Origin of the sequence: Alteromonas sp. W12 (assembly GCF_001924945.1) — a bacterium.
Classification (GTDB): Bacteria; Pseudomonadota; Gammaproteobacteria; order Enterobacterales; family Alteromonadaceae; genus Alteromonas; species Alteromonas macleodii.
The window spans coordinates 127,504-143,796 of sequence record NZ_LQXH01000010.1; the positions used below are offsets into that span (position 1 = coordinate 127,504).

Sequence of the window (16,293 nt, forward strand, 5' to 3'; positions counted from 1 at the left end):
CAACTAATGAACCAAACGCCGCCATTAGCCTTAGTGAAAACATGGTATCACCTACTATCATCATCAGAAGACAATGATGTGAAAGCACGCGCACAAGAAATGCTGTTAAAAGCCTTCGAGTCGCCTGAGGCCATCGCGATTTATCTAAAAGAACACAATATCCTTAAGCACTGATCAAAAAGCCTTAGCGTAGTAAACGCTACTACGCTAAGGCTTAGTGTTTTTCATCTCGAAAAAAGAATAGAAAAGGTTAAGCGTGCTTCGCCGCTTGAATAGCTAATCCTTCGCACACCGAGTTGAAGGCGTCATTCTCTAATCGCGGTAAACCGGTAAGCAGGTTTTCATACAGCGCATCAACGACGATTGGTGATAAACTCATACCACCTGTGATCATCACTACTTCTGGCTTTTCACTACTGTTTTCCAAGCATTCCACCACTAGCGCTTTCACTTTATCAAGCCAAGGTTTTAATGCCTTTTTGAGCGAGTCTTGCGAAATCTCCACGTCAAAATCATCTTCGATATAGTGCAGCGGCAAGGTAATGTTCTGCTTACTCGACAGTAGTTCCTTGGCTAATCGAGCCGAGTTCACCACACGGGCAGACAACTTGTTCTCCTGAACAATAAGCAAGCGTTCTAATTGGGCTGGCTCTTTAATCACAGACATGGTTTGAGAAATATCTAACCCGTAATCGTCAGAGAAAAAGCGGGTGAGTGCAGGAATGTTATCAACCGCGCACATATCAGAGAAGTACGTAGGAGGAACAGGAAGCCCGTTAATCATCTTAAGGCCCATTCCCATTTCTGGGGCAATAGCCTTAAGCACCAAGCTCTTGTCGCAATCCATGCCGCCTAAACGCCTGCCTGTTACCGACAGAACATCATCTTTGCGATCAAGCTGATTGGAACGCTCGGGAGAAAGCTTAATACAGCAAATATCCGTGGTACCCCCACCAATATCGACAATCAGCGTAGTGGTATCCCTTGGTAGGGTTTGCTCAATTTTATACGCCGCTGCTATGGGTTCATCTAGGAAATTAACCCCTGAAAACCCAGCTTTCGTCGCCGCTTCAGTCATTATTTGAATGGCCTGCGCGTTCCCTTCTTCACCGCGGGTACCGTGAAACTTAACTGGACGGCCAATTACCGCATTATTAACAGCCTTGCCTAGCTGCTGCTCTGCACACTGTTTAAAGTACGCTAACTGCTTAGCAATAATACCGATGAATGCTTGTTTTTGGTCACCGTCTAGCGAGGCGCCTAGAAAGTTCTTAGGTGAATAAATAAGACGGCCTTTGTCCGGCATTTTAAGAAAGCGCCTAAACCCTTCTTCACCAAACGCAAACTTTCCGTGCTCTACTAAGCGCAGCAAAGGGATTTCGTCTAGCGACATGGCATGCATCAATTGCGCAATAGCTTTACGCTGTAATGCAGGCTTGTTGTGCAAATCACCGCGCAGCGAGTCGATACGGTCGCTATACATCGCCTGTTCTTTTGGATCTTTTGCCGAATAATAACCGTCCTTTGCCTTATCTATTTGCTCACTGATAACGCGCTGTAACTGCGCCACTTTCGCTTCAACCATGGCATCAGGAGGCGGCGGCAGTTCATCTTCAAAATAGATGAACACCGAAGAACGGATTTTATTGCCCTTCTTATCTAACGGGTCGAGTTTGATGTGCTGATGGGCCGTTCCATCAAAATACACAACCTCAGAATTTGATGTACCGTAGTCAATCCCAATCGCAGTCATAGTATGTTCGCTCAAAAAGTTAGAAGCGGATTGTAATAGAAAAGTTTTTGGAGGTCACACCATGCGGCTCGTATTAATAGAAAAAGGGGCATGCGCCCCTTTTTAGATAAATTTGGTTTGATTAGTTCGGCGCAACTGGAGCTTTAGATAAATAACCTTCGTCATTAAATACCTCTCCAGAGTCCTGCCAAGGAGCAGAGTTTAGTTTAGGGTAGCCTTCTACGTATTTAATTTCAGCTTGAGATACTTGTTTTATTTTTCTAACAACATCCAATACCGTTTTTTCTGCCCACTCTTCAGGCGTACCTGCAATTGCATATGCCGCCTCCCTTGCTAGGCCAGTCACACCAAGAAAACCGCCACCTTCTTTTTTGGTATAGTTAGCATAAACATCTAATGCATAACCACCTTGATACTTCCATAGGCATAGATTGAAAGACATGTTGAATGCATTGTCAGCATTCTTTTGAGCAGTTGCTGTCCAAACAGCCCCTTCACATGAAGCAGTCTTGAGAGCATTACCAATAGATGAATTCATTTTCAATGCCAAACTCATCATTCCATTTGCGTTGCCAAACGCCGCAGTTCCATCTACAGGTTTAAATCTCCCAGGCTTCTCTGGCACATCTCCCATAACGATTGGGTTACTCTCGTCTGCTGAGGAGACATTAGCCCCTAACCCATCGCTAGCAGCCTCTGTTACCACATATCTATCAGCATTAGTTTTGATATCAAAAACTCTGTATAACTCAATACTTTTGTTTTTCTCAATTGAAGCGTTGTTAACTGTTGCACAGCCACTTAACACACATGCTGCTGCAACAGCTCCTATAGCAACTTTATTCATTTTCCAAGTTCCATGTTTTTATTTTCATTTTGAGCAAAAGACGTAGTTTTAGAAGCTGTTGACCACTTCTGTTTGATGTTATTACTTACCAACTTTTTTAAGTCTTTTCTAACCGCTAAAACACACACTTCATTTTTTAATGTAAGTGGCGGAACCTAATATCTTCGGTTTAAGGGTAGTTTCGTAGTTAATTGTTGTGAACTTCTGTGATAAAGTGTGAAATTAATGATTTTTCAGTAGGTTACACGTTCATCATTTGAGCGAAATTTTTGACGTTTATAGTGGGAAAAGCAGCTTTTCCTCAGTAAGAAAGTAGCAAATGTATATAATAAATGGATTTAGAGTGGCTGACGATTTAAGTCATGCCACAAAAAATGGATGTAAGATTGTATTTTCATTTCATGAACAGGCCGCACTGAGCGCATTCTTTAATTCAGAGAATGGCTTCGTAAGTACACAGACTTTAGAAGCCGAAGTATGGGAGCAAAGAGTTGTTACTCATAACTCTGTAAGACGTCTCATCAGTGATTTACGCAAAAAGTTTTCTGCTAAGGATAACTTTAAGAATTTGAGAGGTAGGGGTTACCAGCTAGACTTCGAATTCCTCGACATTAAGCATTCCCAAGCACCGTCTATTCCTCGAAAGCAGATTTTGTTTGCCTTATTCTGCCTCGTGATATGCTCGCTGTGTGCCTTTCTCATCCAAGAATACAACCGCCCCGACTCTTCATCTAACACTCAAGCGCTCGCTAAGCAAACCGTTTTCTCATCTGACGAGTATATTGTAGATTACGATAAGTTTGGCGAAACTTACTATGTAACAACAAGAGGTAATAACACGTCCTCTATTTTCAAAACTCGAAATCGCCAAAAGACATTAATCCAACACGCAGATTATCCCGGAGCCTTTAGAGGTTTAGAAATTAGTGACGAGGGTAAAACAGTTATCCATGTCGTAGAGGATGGTAAATGTAAGATCAATGTATATGAGAAGCCTATCGAAAACCTGATTGACGTAATACCTTGCAATCGGCAAAACGCTTATCCCTCATTTGACTGGATAGATGAGAATAAATTTTGGATAACCTTTAACCTCAATAAAAGCGACTCAATAAAACCTTTTATTTACGACCTAAAAACGAGGCGGTTAGAAACCCAAGACGATGTTATTGGCCTTGCCGCTAATTCCCCTTTCTACATAGATGGATTCATTAAGGCTTACCGCCAGGGGCTATTTTCTCTTAGGGAAGATCATTTAAAGCAAACAAAACTTATCTACTTAAAAGATAGGCAGCAGAAAACTATCTTCGAATACGCTGCAATTCCATATTCTATTGCGTTATCCGAGGACACGCTTTTTTTTACCGGTAACCATAATGAACTATTCCAATTAAGACTGGAAAACAACGTACTTGAGCAGAATCTTGAACCTTCTTTACTGCTCGCTTCACAAGCAGTGAAGATAGCAGATCCTCTGTTCTTTGATGGTAATCTTCATCTAACTCTCGGGAATGCTTCAAAAGAATTCATTACCAGTTACTCACAGAAATACGAATTTCATTTAGAGGACGGGGTTCGAGATTTCACGTATACAGACGATACACTTTCTATTATGGGTCTCACTCATTTTGGCTATGTTATTGAGCAGAGAAAAGACGGCGATGTATCAAAACTTAAATACATTGAAACTGATAAATCATTTAGACATTTAGCGTTCTTCGAAAATGATTTATATCTAGCTGGTGCTTCTGGGATTTGGAAGGTAAAAGACAAAGGACTTATTGAGGTTGCTGACCTTGATGTTATTGATATCGTATCTAATGGGAATTGTATGATGGTAGAGGCTTCGAGCGGGATTTATTCATTTGAAACTTCACTTAAAGCTTTTGAAAAAATAGCCTCACAAGGCGAGCGCATATTTCCAGCAAAAGAAGGTTGCATGTACGTAGACAACGTATCAAATACAATTAGGAATGAAAAACGGGAATTCATCGCTAATCCGACCATGAGAAAACGTATTTTTGAATATAAGGGTACGCTTCACCACTGGTACAGCGAGGGAGAAGTAACTCACATTGTTGACCTTTCTACAAACGTTAAAGTTGCCTCGCTACAATCTAGAGCATTGCTAAAACGCGTAATTGGATATAAAGGTGACATTTTATATGCGACTCAGTCAGGCGTTAATTCATCAATAATTAAGTTAGGTTTATAAAGTTTCTCAGTTTATGAGGGACTAAATAAAGGACGTACATGCGTTTTCGATACTGAAAAGTATATCCCATAATGCTAGAGTGAAAGCTAAATAAACAACGAACCCTACTAAAAAAATATGAGCCATTCAGTACCATTAGTTACGTCATTCGACGTACGTTTTTGTGAAACAGATGCCTTACAGCATGTAAGTAACACAGCATTAGTCGCTTGGTTTGAAGCAGCCAGAGAGCCTATTTTCAGAATGTTTACCCCTGAACTAGACTTACAAAATTGGCCGCTAATTTTAGCCAGCTACAAAGTCGATTTTTTAGCTCAAATTTTTTATGGCAAACCTGTGACGGTTAAAACCTACGTTAGCCGGCTAGGCAACAGTGCGTTCGACGTGTTTCAAGAGTTATGGCAAGACGATAAGCTGTGCTCAACAGGCATTACCACCATGGTGCATTTTGACTATAAAACACAGCGCTCTGCGCCTATACCGGATGAAGTGAAATCAGAACTACAGTCTCACTTTAAAGAAGTACCAACTCAGTAATAAAGCGCAGTACGAGGTCTCCATGAGCGATTTAATTGAAGTTATTGATGATGTGTTACCACCAGAGCTGTGCAAACAACTCATGGAACGCTTTGAAAGCAGCCCTAATTTGTCTCAAGGCCGCACCGGTGGTGGCGTCGACTTAGATAAAAAGCGCAGCATGGATGTATCGATAAGCCGCAACCCGGAATTTAAAGACTTATTTCAGCAAGTGATGCAGCACACCGGGCAGCAGCTGGTTGCCTATATTGAAAAATACTATTTTGCGCTTGTTGGGCCCATTGGCTTAACCGTACGCCATCCCAAAACTGGCGAACCGGTGAAAGTAACAGGTGAAAATTTTGATGAAGTGGGTAAACCCAATTTGGCTAATTTGGTGAATTACCTGTTTCGGGTTGGCGATGTAAATGCACAGCGCTACACCGCGGGCAATGGTGGCTACCCATACTGGCATTCAGAAGTCTATCCACAGCTTCAACATAACGATGCGCTGCACCGCGTGTTGCTGTTTATGTACTACTTAAATGATGTGGAAGAAGGCGGCGAGACGGAATTTTATTATCAAAACCGCGCGGTTAAGCCCAAAGCAGGCAGAATGGTGATTGCGCCTGCCTATTTTACACACACTCACCGCGGCCAAATTCCAAAAAGTAACGACAAGTACATTCTAACGTCGTGGCTTCTGTTTAACCGCGCTGAGCAGATATATACGCAGGGCTAGCTTAACGACAACTGCGCGATAATACGTTCCAGCTCGCTGTACTCTTTCTTGTCGATAGGTAAGAAGGGTGCAGGCAAGCTAGGCGTTTCACAATAGCCCAAAATTTCTGCCGCGGCAGCAACCACACGCAAACCACCGCCATTGCGCGCAAACATGCTCCATATTTCGTTTAACTCTTGCGACTGAGCCTGTGCATCCACAGCATTACCAGACTGAGCGGCCTCGATAATACGCATTACGGTTCGCGGGAATATTCCCCCTATAACAGAGAGCCAAAGGTCACAACCTTCACTCATTCCTGCTGCGCCAAAACTATCACCACTCACGCCTATAGCAATGTTTGCAGGCATTATCTCTCGTAATGATGCTAATCGACGAGCGCCTTCGCTACTGCTTACTTCAGAGGGTGGGATATCCTTGCTGGAACTATTATCCATTGAGCTCTTGGCAAACGGAGTACCGGGTATTTTAATCGCCCCGATATTCGGCAATTTGCCTATGCGGCGGTATAAATCTTCGCTGAAGGTAAAATTAGTCACGCGAGGATTTTCGTAAACGCAGATAGGCACAGATACCTCGTGACTCACTGCCTCATATAGGCCATACACTTCTTCTTCGTTAAGCACTTGATAGGAAACGGGTGCTAACAGCACAGCATTAACACCTGCTTGCTGCGCAGCTTCAACGTTTTTTAGCACGTCATAGGTTCTCAGCGCCCCAACGCCTGCCATAACAGGAATGCCTTTTGCGTGGTCGACGGCGAGCTTGGCTACGTCGTACTTTTCCCCTCGCGTTAGATAAGGATACAGCCCAGTAGAGCCTATCGCGCAAATTGAATCTACATTCGCCGAAGCCAAATTCTCAACAAGTCCTTTAAATGCTTTGTAATCAATAGCTTCTTGTTTGAATGGAGTAATGGGAAACGCTGATAAACCTGTAAACACCTGATATCCTTTTTAAACGTTTTATGCTTAAAACCCTTCTACGGCTTCGCCTTTCAAACGGTAACCTACAGACGCAATGTCGCCTTTCCAACCGTCAGTCGACAGTTCGCCGGTTACCCAAATTGCATCGTAAATATTATCTATGCGCACACCTTCTTCAAATTTTACGTAAACAATTTGATTAGACGGCGGCGGTGGTACGTGAATACAGGCTCCGAAATATGGAACAAGTAAGAACTCAGTGGTTAGCTCTGCCGTACCTTCTAGCGGCACAACAAAACCCGGGATTTTCACCCGTTTACCATCAAAGGTATCGACAACGGGTGCGTCTGGCTGAAGCTGACTCATCTCGCCATTGTGTTGAACTGAAGGTGGCGCGAGCTCATTAAAGCCCTCAGGCACTAGGTCTTCCCAGTATACTTCAGTAGGAGCTTCATCTGCCAAAGAGTTGAAAGTTACAACCATCATTATTACAGCAAACAATGAAGTCATGGATAATTTATGGTGAATCATACTGCTCTCTATCGTTGAGTATTTTGTTCACTTTTTTGTATCGGCTTTTGCTTGTCGTTTTCAATCTTCACTTTTTAGCCACATACAAAAAGGGCTGGTATTACACCAGCCCTTTGTATCATCAATTTAAAGCAGCGTGAATTATTCTGCTTCGAAACGCGCGATGCTTGCGGTAATTTCTTCTTTTGCAGCGGCAGCGTCTGCCCAACCGTCAATCTTCACCCATTTGCCTTCTTCAAGATCTTTATAGTGCTCGAAGAAGTGCTCAATTTGCTTAAGAAGAAGCGGAGGTACGTCTGCAATTTCTTTAACGTCACGATAGATAGTAGAAAGCTTGTCTACTGGTACCGCTAGTACTTTTGCGTCTTTACCAGACTCGTCAGTCATGTTTAGTACGCCAACTGGACGACACTTAATGACAGAACCTGCAAGTAGTGGGAACGGAGTCATTACTAGAACGTCAACTGGGTCGCCATCTTCAGACAACGTGTTGTTCACGTAACCGTAGTTAGTTGGGTAGTGCATGCAAGTTGCCATGAAACGGTCAACAAATAGTGCACCTGTGTCTTTGTCTACTTCGTACTTCACCGGGTCAGCGTGTGCTGGAATTTCGATGATCACATTTACTTCGTCTGGTACGTTTTTACCAGCAGAAATAGCACTCAAGCTCATTCTTTGGTCCTTTCAATGATGTATAAGAAATTTTGGGTTAAGTATACGGTGACAGCAGCAAAATAAAAACGCTTTACGACCCATGTCGTACTAATCTCTTTATTTTTCGTTAAATTTTGCTGCTTTTTCGCTATTTCGCGTTGTCGTTGTAGCTCAAGCACATCTCAACTTCTTCTTTAGAGCCGATAATGCACGGTACACGTTGATGAATTTCTTCAGGCATAACTTCCAGAATTCGGCCAGTGCCTGTTTCTGCTTTTCCACCTGCTTGCTCCATTAAGAACGCCATCGGGTTGGCTTCGTAAAGCAAGCGTAACTTACCTGGCTTAGACGGGTCCCTGTTATCGAATGGATACATAAAGATGCCACCGCGACAAAGCAAACGATGGATATCACCCACCATTGCCGCTACCCAGCGCATATTAAAGTTTTTGCCTCTAGGGCCATCTTTACCTGCTAGAAGGTCGGCAATGTATGCCTGCATTGCAGGTTCCCAATGACGCTGGTTCGACGCATTAATCGAAAACTCTGACGTTTGCTCAGGTACTTGAATATTAGGGTGAGTAAGCAGGAAACCACCGTGGGTTTTATCAAGCGTATAAATGTGCGTGCCGCGACCCGTCGTCAACGCCAGCATAGTAGACGGGCCATACAGCACATAGCCTGCAGCTACCATCTGCGTTCCAGGCTGTAAGAAAGCAGACGGATCATCTGGTTTCATCCACTGAGGCGCATGGGTAATAGAGAAAATAGTACCGATTAGGCTGTTAATTTCAGTGTTTGACGACCCATCTAGCGGGTCGAAGCTTACTAAGTAATTACCGTCTGGATTACACGGCACAACGTCATCTTCTTCTTCAGAAGAAATGGCTTTTACGTAGCCAGATTCCCTTAGCGTGTCTTTTAAAATGTGGTTAGAGATAACGTCGAGCTTTTTCTGTGTTTCGCCCTGTACGTTTTCTGAAAGGGTTGAACCGAGCACGCCAGCAAGTGCGCCTTGACTCACGCGGAAAGAAATTTCTTTACAGCCCGCTAGCAGTGTACGAATGAGTAAAATTAACTCAAGCGGTGCACCGTCTTGTTGCAATTGGGAATTTAAACGTTTCATTGAATGTAAGCCTTTTTTTCGTGTGTAGGGTGTTGTGCTACCAGTCGCTCAGCTTTCCTTACCGGCGTTTGTCTGAAGCACACACAGGTTTTAAACCTGTGGTTAGATTGTAACCGTGTTCTTTGGTAAGTGGAACACGCCCGTAAAATGTCATACACACACCATACCAGTTTGCACATCATAGATTCATAGGTGTTTAGCGTATTACAACGGCTTAAGGCATTTATTGAATGATTAAAATTGAATTATCTTTAGGCCACGGGGTTCTGATACAGTACCCCAATAACATGATAATTCATTGAGAATGCGCTATGCATGTACATATTTTAGGCATTTGTGGAAGTTTTATGGGCGGCATCGCCGCTATTGCTAAATCACTCGGCCACAAAGTAACAGGGTCTGATAAAAACGTTTATCCGCCCATGAGCACCCAGCTTGAAGCATTAGGCATCGAGTTGACCGAAGGTTATTGCGAAAGCCAGTTTGATCCAGCGCCAGATATGGTAGTGATTGGTAACGCGATGTCGCGTGGTAACCCCGCCGTCGAATACGTGTTAAATAGAAATCTTCCTTATACCAGTGGCCCACAATGGTTGCTTGATAACTTACTAAAAGATCGTTGGGTAATTGGGTTATCAGGTACCCACGGTAAAACGACTACTAGCAGTATGGTCGCGTGGATTTTAGAACACGCTGGTCTTAATCCCAGTTATTTGATTGGCGGCGTACCAGAGAATTTTGGCGTATCGGCTCGCGTGGGTAAAAGCCCCTTTTTTGTCATTGAAGCTGACGAATACGACAGCGCATTTTTCGATAAGCGTTCTAAGTTCGTACACTATCGTCCAAAAACCTTGGTAATTAACAACCTTGAGTTTGACCATGCAGATATTTTTGCTGACCTTGGGGCTATTCAAACCCAGTTTCACCATTTGGTTCGCATGGTGCCAGAAAACGGGCTTATTCTTACACCTAACAATACGCCCGCAATTGAGGATATGCTCAAGAGAGGTTGCTGGTCTTCTCGCCAATCGTTGGGCAAAGAGTGGCATGCAGAACTGTTAAAGAAAGACGGCAGTGAATTCAATGTATTACATAACGGCGTTATAGCTGGAACGGTAACCTGGGCTCTGGTTGGTCAACACAATGTGGACAATGCTTTAATGGCCATAGCTGCCGCCCACCATGCAGGTGTTACCTTACCTGATGCCATAGACGCCTTATCATTTTTTAAGAATGTTAAGCGTCGCATGGAAGTAAAGGGTGAAGTAAACAACATCACCCTTTATGACGACTTTGCACACCACCCTACTGCAATTGCGACTACACTTGATGGACTGCGCAAGAAAGTGGGTAATGCCCGTATTCTGGCTGTGCTAGAGCCGCGCTCTAATACGATGAAAATGGGCGTGCACAAAGATACGCTGGCAAACTCATGGCAGAAAGCCGATGAGGTTTACCTTTATGAACCTGAAGGCATGGACTGGTCGTTAGTCGATTCGGTAGCGCACAGCAACGCGCCTACGCACTGCTTCAGAGATGTAGAGAAGATCGTTCAAGGCGTTTGCAACGTAGCACAACCGGGCGATCATATTCTTGTAATGAGTAACGGCGGTTTTGAAGGCATTCATGGCCGAATACTCGACGCTCTGAAAATGAAGTCCAAATTGTAAATAGACAGAATAAAACGAAGTGTTACCCGATAGACAAGCGCATTATGCTTGTCATCTACAGAGGCTATACAATGAAACATGACAAGCAAGTCACGCTTGCTATCACAGGCGCATCGGGCGCGCCTTATGCGCTTACACTATTGAAATCGCTAGTTAACGCCGATTACCAAGTGTATGTATTAATCTCTTCCGCTGCCAAAGTGGTGTTTGCCACCGAAGAGAACGTCAAGATACCCGGGCGACCCGAAGACGCAGCCGCGTTTTTTGCCGAGCATTGCAATGCAAAGCCAGACCAAATCAAGGTTTTTGGCAAAGAAGAGTGGTTTTCACCAGTAGCTTCAGGCTCAGCGGCCCCCGCAAAAATGGTGGTTTGCCCGTGTTCAACAGGCACCCTGTCTGCCATTAGCATTGGCGCTAGCGACAACCTTATTGAGCGCGCAGCTGATGTCGTTCTAAAAGAGCGTGGACAACTTATTTTGGTGCCCCGTGAAATGCCACTTTCTTCTATTCATCTAGAAAATATGCTCAAGCTTTCGCAAATGGGTGCTACTATTATGCCTGCAGCGCCTGGCTTTTATCACAATCCTAAAACTATCGATGACTTGGTAGATTTTGTGGTGGCGCGCATACTAGACCACCTAGGTATTGAGCAGTCTCTTGTCGCAAGATGGGGCTACCAGTCTTCCAAACATTCTGAGGATTAACCATGTTCGCGTTTGCAAACAGGATTTGCGCAGTTGCGCTGAGCACGCTATTTACATTGTGTATTTCATCACCCGCTTTCGGATGGGGGCAAACCGGTCACCGAGTGACTGGCGCTATTGCCGAGCAATATCTTAGCCCTCTTTCACAAGCTGCACTAATGGAGTTATTACCACACGGTTCGTTGGCTGAAGCCTCAACTCACGCTGACGAAATGCGTTCTGACCCCAGCGAATTTTGGCAGAAAACCGCTAGCCCTTGGCACTATGTATCTGTACCTGAAGGAAAGACCTACGAAGAAGTTGGCGCACCAAAGCAAGGTGATGCAGTTACCGCGTTAAAGCAGTTTACTGAAACGTTAAAGAACGACTCCGCCACCGTTGAAGAAAAGCGTCTGGCCCTTCAGTTCATTGTACATATTATTGGCGACCTTCATCAGCCGCTTCATGCCGGAAACGGAACTGATCGTGGCGGTAACGATGTAAAAGTGCGCTTCTTCTGGCAAGACTCTAACTTACATCGCGTGTGGGACTCGCAAATGCTAGATCAGCGCGATCTGTCGTACTCAGAGTGGACGTCTTGGTTAACAAAAGCTATTACGGCTAAGGATATTCGCAGTTGGGCCACCACCGACCCTATGGTGTGGATTGAAGAAAGCACCGCTATTCGCGATACCATTTATCCTGATGACGCAAACAATATGAGCTATGACTACTTATACAACCACCTGCCTACTGCTAAAAAGCGTTTGCAGATGGCCGGAATTCGCATTGCCATGTATTTGAACAGCGTGTTTGACGAAGCAGAGCACTAGTCAAAAGTTAAGCTCGATTAGCATCTCGCAGTTAATCGAGCTGATACACTTCCAACCTTAGCGCTTCAAGAGCCTCTGTCGTACTACCTACATCTGCTGATTTCATAAAGTCTCTCAACAGTGTCATGGCAGGTTCTGCGAATTCGTGAGGCACGACCCTATCGAAATATGCACTTGTGCTTTCTGCCGTATTTAACTGCTTTGCCCCCATATCATTAAAGTAATTCGGAAAATGCTCACTTCCCGCCAAAGGAGAAAATCCCCCTGCGTGAAGATTAAATCGCGACTGGGCCTTGTGTGTAGCCATGAACGACAAAAATTGTCGCGCCGCTTTTTGCTTCGAAGAACTAGCCCGAACAAAAAACACATCCAAAGGAGCTAGCTCAATGGTTTCTTGACCAGGACTGAGCTCTGGGAAAGAAAATATCCTAATTTTTGACTCTGCACTTTCAGGAATACGAGAGCTTAGAAAATGTCCAATTAACGTAACGCCTGCCAAGCCTCGGTATAGATAAGGCATGGGATCATACCAGTCCATGTTCTCTCCCGTATCCATGAAATAGCCCTTATCAATGAGTACTTTCCACAGAAGAAAAACCTGCACGACTCGCTCATCTTTATATGAGACACGGCCTGATAACAGTTCGTGGTGAAAGGACTCTCCATAAAGCCGTAGACTAATGAATTCAAACCAGCTTGTTAATACCCACGGCGCATCATACCCAATGGCTATGGGCGTAATACCTTTCTCTTTTAAAGCCTGACAGAGGTGAAGAAATTCGTCCCACGTATTTGGTGCAGCAAGTCCCAGAGAATCAAAAAGCTCAGCATTATAAAAAAATGACCACGGATAATGGGATACCGGAATAGCGTAGAAGCGGCCATTAAGGCTAACTTGAGAGGACACCGACACTCTAAACGCATCTGTTAGTCGCTGTGCTTGCCAAACGTCACTTATGTCGCTCACCCATCCACTGCGAACAAGGTCGAGCAGCCGCTCGTCGCCATACCAATAAAGTACGTCTGGCCCTTCACCCGTTTTAAGCCATTTGAGAACTTGCTGCTTATACTTATCGGTATGTACGCCCACCGCATTGAGCGTAATATCAGGCGCTATTTTGGCAAATTCTTGCTCAATGTCAGAGATTAAATAACGTTCGTTAACGTTATCATTCAGCCATCCGACAGTAAGCGTCTCTGCCTTTGAGGGCAAGGCCAACATAGCCAAAAAAACGGTAAGATAAAAAGGATATAACCCGTAAATTACTCGCACCAAAAGCCCCTGCTTAAACTGAGTTTGCAGAACTTATCGGTTAATAAACGCTAGGTGCGCCCCTAAAATTACGCGCTATTTATGGCACTCAGTCCAGATCGAGAGGTTCAGGAGAGAGAATAACGCCCGTGCTATCAGCATACAAATGATCTTCTGGTAAAAACGTAACGCCACCAAAGTTAACGGGCACGTCTACCTCACCAATACTTTCACACTCAGCATTTACTGGAATGGCGGCTACCGCCAAAACACCGATATCTAATTCGGCAAGGCTATCAACTTCTCGCACGCTGCCGTATATCACAACCCCTTCCCAATCGTTGTCGATTGCAACTTGAGCAGAGGATGCATCGAACAGTGCACGACGGCTAGAACCACCGCCATCAATAAGCAGTACTTTTCCAGCGCCGGGCTGAGCAAGTACTCGGTCGATAAGGCCTCTGTCTTCAAAGCATTTAATTGTGGTAATTTCACCACCGAAAGAATACCGGCCACCAAAGCTCGCGAAAATTGGATCTACCACGTCTACGCTATCAGCAAACAAATCGCATAATTCAGATGTGTTGTATTCCATCGTTCTGCCTTACTAAAATTGAGAAGACTAAAATTAAGTGAAAACAAAGCGCTGCTTACGCTTCTAAAACTAGCATAGCATTAAATGTGGCAATGCAAACGTTTGATTTAACGCCTTTCGTCGAATTTTCCACTTTTTTTAAAACTCATCAAAACTTGCTCTCCCCTCCCCAAAATGAGCACATATTTTGCTTAGCTTTTTGTCTTTTACAGCCATTCCCAATATCTGTTCGCCAGGACAAAAGAAAAAGTAAAAGCGAGGCTCGCTGTCAAAAAAGTTTCTTTTTTTCGTCACCCACTGGTCACAGATGAACTTTAGCCTGTGCAGTAATTAACCGATAGGGGACAAGGCGATGTTGATTAAATCCTTGACCAAATACGATACTGACTTGTTTTATCGCCTGTACAAACTGACGCAAAAAAGAGACTGCAGAAGTATTATCTGGCTGTCGAAAACCGGCGATGGTTACCTGTACCTTGTTATCGGTGCGCTGCTTTGGGCATTTGAGCCTGAACACGGTGAGCTTTTCCTCTACACAGCGCTGATGGCTTATGCGCTGGAATTACCCATTTATGTGCTGCTTAAGAAAATGTTCAAGCGCCCTCGCCCTTGCGATTTTCTAATGAATTTAACAGCACATGTCACGCCTTCTGATAAATTCTCTCTTCCTTCAGGCCACACGGCAGCAGCCACATTGATGGCGAGCATAGTGGCTCATTATTATCCGTCGTTTGCGGTATTGGCTTACAGCTGGGCCGCGTTAATTGGTCTTTCACGTGTGTTACTGGGTGTTCATTACCCGTCAGACGTGATCGCAGGGACACTTTTAGGCGTTACAATAGCAACGTTGAGCATTTCTATTCTGGGGTAGCATGAGATTATTGTATGGTGTGCAAGGCACCGGTAACGGACACATCGCCCGTGCGCGAATAATGGCTGCAGCTCTGGCACAGCGCGATGACATTAACGTTGACTTTGTGTTTACCGGTCGTCCCCCTGAGAAGTATTTCGACATGGAAATATTCGGAGAATACCGAACCTTTACTGGCCTGAGCTTTATCACCAAAGGAGGCCGGGTTGATAAATGGGCGACCGTTAAAGATGCAAATGTAAACCAGTTTATTAAAGACGTGAAAGCCTTTGATACCAGCAACTACGATTTGCTGGTCAATGACTTTGAGCCCGTTACGGCGTGGGCAGCTAAACAGCAAGGTCTACCTTCTATTTCGATTAGCCATCAGGCTGCATTTGCCTACGACGTCCCTAAAAGTGGCAACACGATTTTCGATTCCTTGCTAATGAAAGTGTTTGCACCAACAGAGATTCAACTGGGTGTGCACTGGTATCACTTCAATCAACCAATTATTCCGCCATTCGTTGCAGAAAAGCCGATTGTGTCTTCGGGAAATGGCCACGTTCTTGTTTACTTGCCTTTTGAAGATATTGAAGATGTTCAACAAATGTTGGAACCGCTAAGCGATCAGGTTTTCGAATGCTTTCACCCGAACATCGATGAAGCGAAAGAAGTGGGACATATTCATTGGCACCCTACATCTAAGAAGCACTTTCAAAAAGCCCTACAGCACGCCAGTGGCGTAATCGCCAATGGGGGGTTTGAGCTATCGAGTGAGGCACTTCAACTGGGCAAGAAGCTGCTTATAAAACCTTTACACGGCCAATTTGAGCAACTATCGAATGTGCTTACGTTAAATAAATTGGATTTATGCCACACCCTGTTTCAACTTGATACCGACATTGTTGAAGAGTGGCTAGAAGCTCCCGACAACGAAGCAATTGCCTTTCCAGACAACCCCAACATTCTTATCGATTGGCTTAAAAACAAAGACTTTTCTGATACGCAAAGCCTGTGCGATGCGCTTTGGAAAAACGTTCGATATGGCGATAAAACACAAGAACGATTATTGGCTCTTGCAATTTAACGCCGCAATG

At 44.3% G+C, this 16,293-nt stretch carries 17 protein-coding genes; 9 read left to right on the top strand and 8 right to left on the bottom strand.

Going from position 1 to position 16,293, the window contains the following annotated elements:
* Positions 1 to 6 precede the first annotated feature (6 nt).
* A complete protein-coding gene (locus AWH61_RS20170) occupies positions 7 to 174 on the top strand; it encodes a hypothetical protein (protein ID WP_012516741.1) in 168 nt (55 codons plus the stop codon).
* 76 nt (positions 175 to 250) lie between these two features.
* On the opposite strand, the gene AWH61_RS16025 is transcribed toward AWH61_RS20170, so the two are convergent.
* The gene (locus AWH61_RS16025) at positions 251 to 1,753 is read right to left on the bottom strand and encodes an Hsp70 family protein (protein ID WP_075177620.1); all 1,503 of its coding nucleotides are present in this window, start codon (positions 1,751 to 1,753) and stop codon (positions 251 to 253) included.
* A gap of 121 nt (positions 1,754 to 1,874) precedes the next feature.
* A complete protein-coding gene (locus AWH61_RS16030) occupies positions 1,875 to 2,600 on the bottom strand; it encodes a hypothetical protein (protein ID WP_014996921.1) in 726 nt (241 codons plus the stop codon).
* Between the two features lie 343 nt (positions 2,601 to 2,943).
* On the opposite strand from AWH61_RS16030, the gene AWH61_RS16035 reads away from it, so the two are divergent.
* The 3 genes from AWH61_RS16035 to AWH61_RS16045 all read left to right on the top strand — a co-directional run bounded on the left by AWH61_RS16035 (position 2,944) and on the right by AWH61_RS16045 (position 6,073).
* Positions 2,944 to 4,815 (top strand): winged helix-turn-helix domain-containing protein, encoded by a 1,872-nt coding sequence (locus AWH61_RS16035; protein ID WP_170870517.1) that lies wholly within the window; start codon positions 2,944 to 2,946, stop codon positions 4,813 to 4,815.
* A 117-nt stretch (positions 4,816 to 4,932) separates the two neighbouring features.
* Positions 4,933 to 5,352 carry an acyl-CoA thioesterase gene (locus AWH61_RS16040; RefSeq protein WP_075177622.1) on the top strand — a complete coding sequence of 140 codons (420 nt, stop codon included), beginning with the start codon at positions 4,933 to 4,935 and terminating at the stop codon, positions 5,350 to 5,352.
* A gap of 22 nt (positions 5,353 to 5,374) precedes the next feature.
* A complete protein-coding gene (locus tag AWH61_RS16045) occupies positions 5,375 to 6,073 on the top strand; it encodes a 2OG-Fe(II) oxygenase (RefSeq protein ID WP_075177623.1) in 699 nt (232 codons plus the stop codon).
* Here AWH61_RS16045 and AWH61_RS16050 read toward each other — a convergent pair.
* From AWH61_RS16050 to AWH61_RS16065, 4 genes are all read right to left on the bottom strand, one after another.
* Positions 6,070 to 7,017, bottom strand: a complete 948-nt coding sequence (locus AWH61_RS16050; RefSeq protein WP_075177624.1) for a dihydrodipicolinate synthase family protein — start codon at positions 7,015 to 7,017, stop codon at positions 6,070 to 6,072. The genes AWH61_RS16045 and AWH61_RS16050 overlap by 4 nt on opposite strands.
* Before the next feature lie 27 nt (positions 7,018 to 7,044).
* Complete coding sequence (locus tag AWH61_RS16055; RefSeq protein WP_075177625.1) at positions 7,045 to 7,530, bottom strand: DUF3299 domain-containing protein; 486 nt, start codon at positions 7,528 to 7,530, stop codon at positions 7,045 to 7,047.
* Positions 7,531 to 7,671: 141 nt separating this feature from the next.
* A complete protein-coding gene (gene ppa, locus AWH61_RS16060) occupies positions 7,672 to 8,202 on the bottom strand; it encodes an inorganic diphosphatase (RefSeq protein WP_014947861.1) in 531 nt (176 codons plus the stop codon).
* A gap of 130 nt (positions 8,203 to 8,332) precedes the next feature.
* The gene (locus AWH61_RS16065; RefSeq protein WP_014947860.1) at positions 8,333 to 9,310 is read right to left on the bottom strand and encodes a class 1 fructose-bisphosphatase; all 978 of its coding nucleotides are present in this window, start codon (positions 9,308 to 9,310) and stop codon (positions 8,333 to 8,335) included.
* 311 nt (positions 9,311 to 9,621) lie between these two features.
* Between AWH61_RS16065 and mpl the strand changes: the two genes are divergently transcribed.
* The 3 genes from mpl (at position 9,622) to AWH61_RS16080 (ending at position 12,496) form a co-directional block, all read left to right on the top strand.
* Positions 9,622 to 10,980 (top strand): UDP-N-acetylmuramate:L-alanyl-gamma-D-glutamyl-meso-diaminopimelate ligase, encoded by a 1,359-nt coding sequence (mpl, locus tag AWH61_RS16070; RefSeq protein WP_075177626.1) that lies wholly within the window; start codon positions 9,622 to 9,624, stop codon positions 10,978 to 10,980.
* A gap of 71 nt (positions 10,981 to 11,051) precedes the next feature.
* Positions 11,052 to 11,684, top strand: coding sequence for a flavin prenyltransferase UbiX (locus tag AWH61_RS16075; protein WP_014947858.1), 633 nt, complete (start codon positions 11,052 to 11,054; stop codon positions 11,682 to 11,684).
* A gap of 2 nt (positions 11,685 to 11,686) precedes the next feature.
* Positions 11,687 to 12,496 (top strand): S1/P1 nuclease, encoded by an 810-nt coding sequence (locus AWH61_RS16080; protein ID WP_075177627.1) that lies wholly within the window; start codon positions 11,687 to 11,689, stop codon positions 12,494 to 12,496.
* Between the two features lie 31 nt (positions 12,497 to 12,527).
* Here the strand turns inward: AWH61_RS16080 and AWH61_RS16085 are convergent, their stop codons facing one another.
* Both AWH61_RS16085 and rraA read right to left on the bottom strand, forming a co-directional pair.
* Positions 12,528 to 13,769: an ABC transporter substrate-binding protein gene (locus AWH61_RS16085; protein WP_075177628.1), complete on the bottom strand. Its 1,242-nt coding sequence runs from the start codon at positions 13,767 to 13,769 to the stop codon at positions 12,528 to 12,530.
* A gap of 88 nt (positions 13,770 to 13,857) precedes the next feature.
* Positions 13,858 to 14,343 carry a ribonuclease E activity regulator RraA gene (gene rraA / locus AWH61_RS16090; protein WP_014947855.1) on the bottom strand — a complete coding sequence of 162 codons (486 nt, stop codon included), beginning with the start codon at positions 14,341 to 14,343 and terminating at the stop codon, positions 13,858 to 13,860.
* A 352-nt stretch (positions 14,344 to 14,695) separates the two neighbouring features.
* Between rraA and AWH61_RS16095 the strand changes: the two genes are divergently transcribed.
* Both AWH61_RS16095 and AWH61_RS16100 read left to right on the top strand, forming a co-directional pair.
* Positions 14,696 to 15,214 (top strand): phosphatase PAP2 family protein, encoded by a 519-nt coding sequence (locus tag AWH61_RS16095; protein WP_014947854.1) that lies wholly within the window; start codon positions 14,696 to 14,698, stop codon positions 15,212 to 15,214.
* A gap of 1 nt (position 15,215) precedes the next feature.
* Positions 15,216 to 16,283 (top strand): MJ1255/VC2487 family glycosyltransferase, encoded by a 1,068-nt coding sequence (locus tag AWH61_RS16100; RefSeq protein WP_075177629.1) that lies wholly within the window; start codon positions 15,216 to 15,218, stop codon positions 16,281 to 16,283.
* Positions 16,284 to 16,293 lie beyond the last annotated feature (10 nt).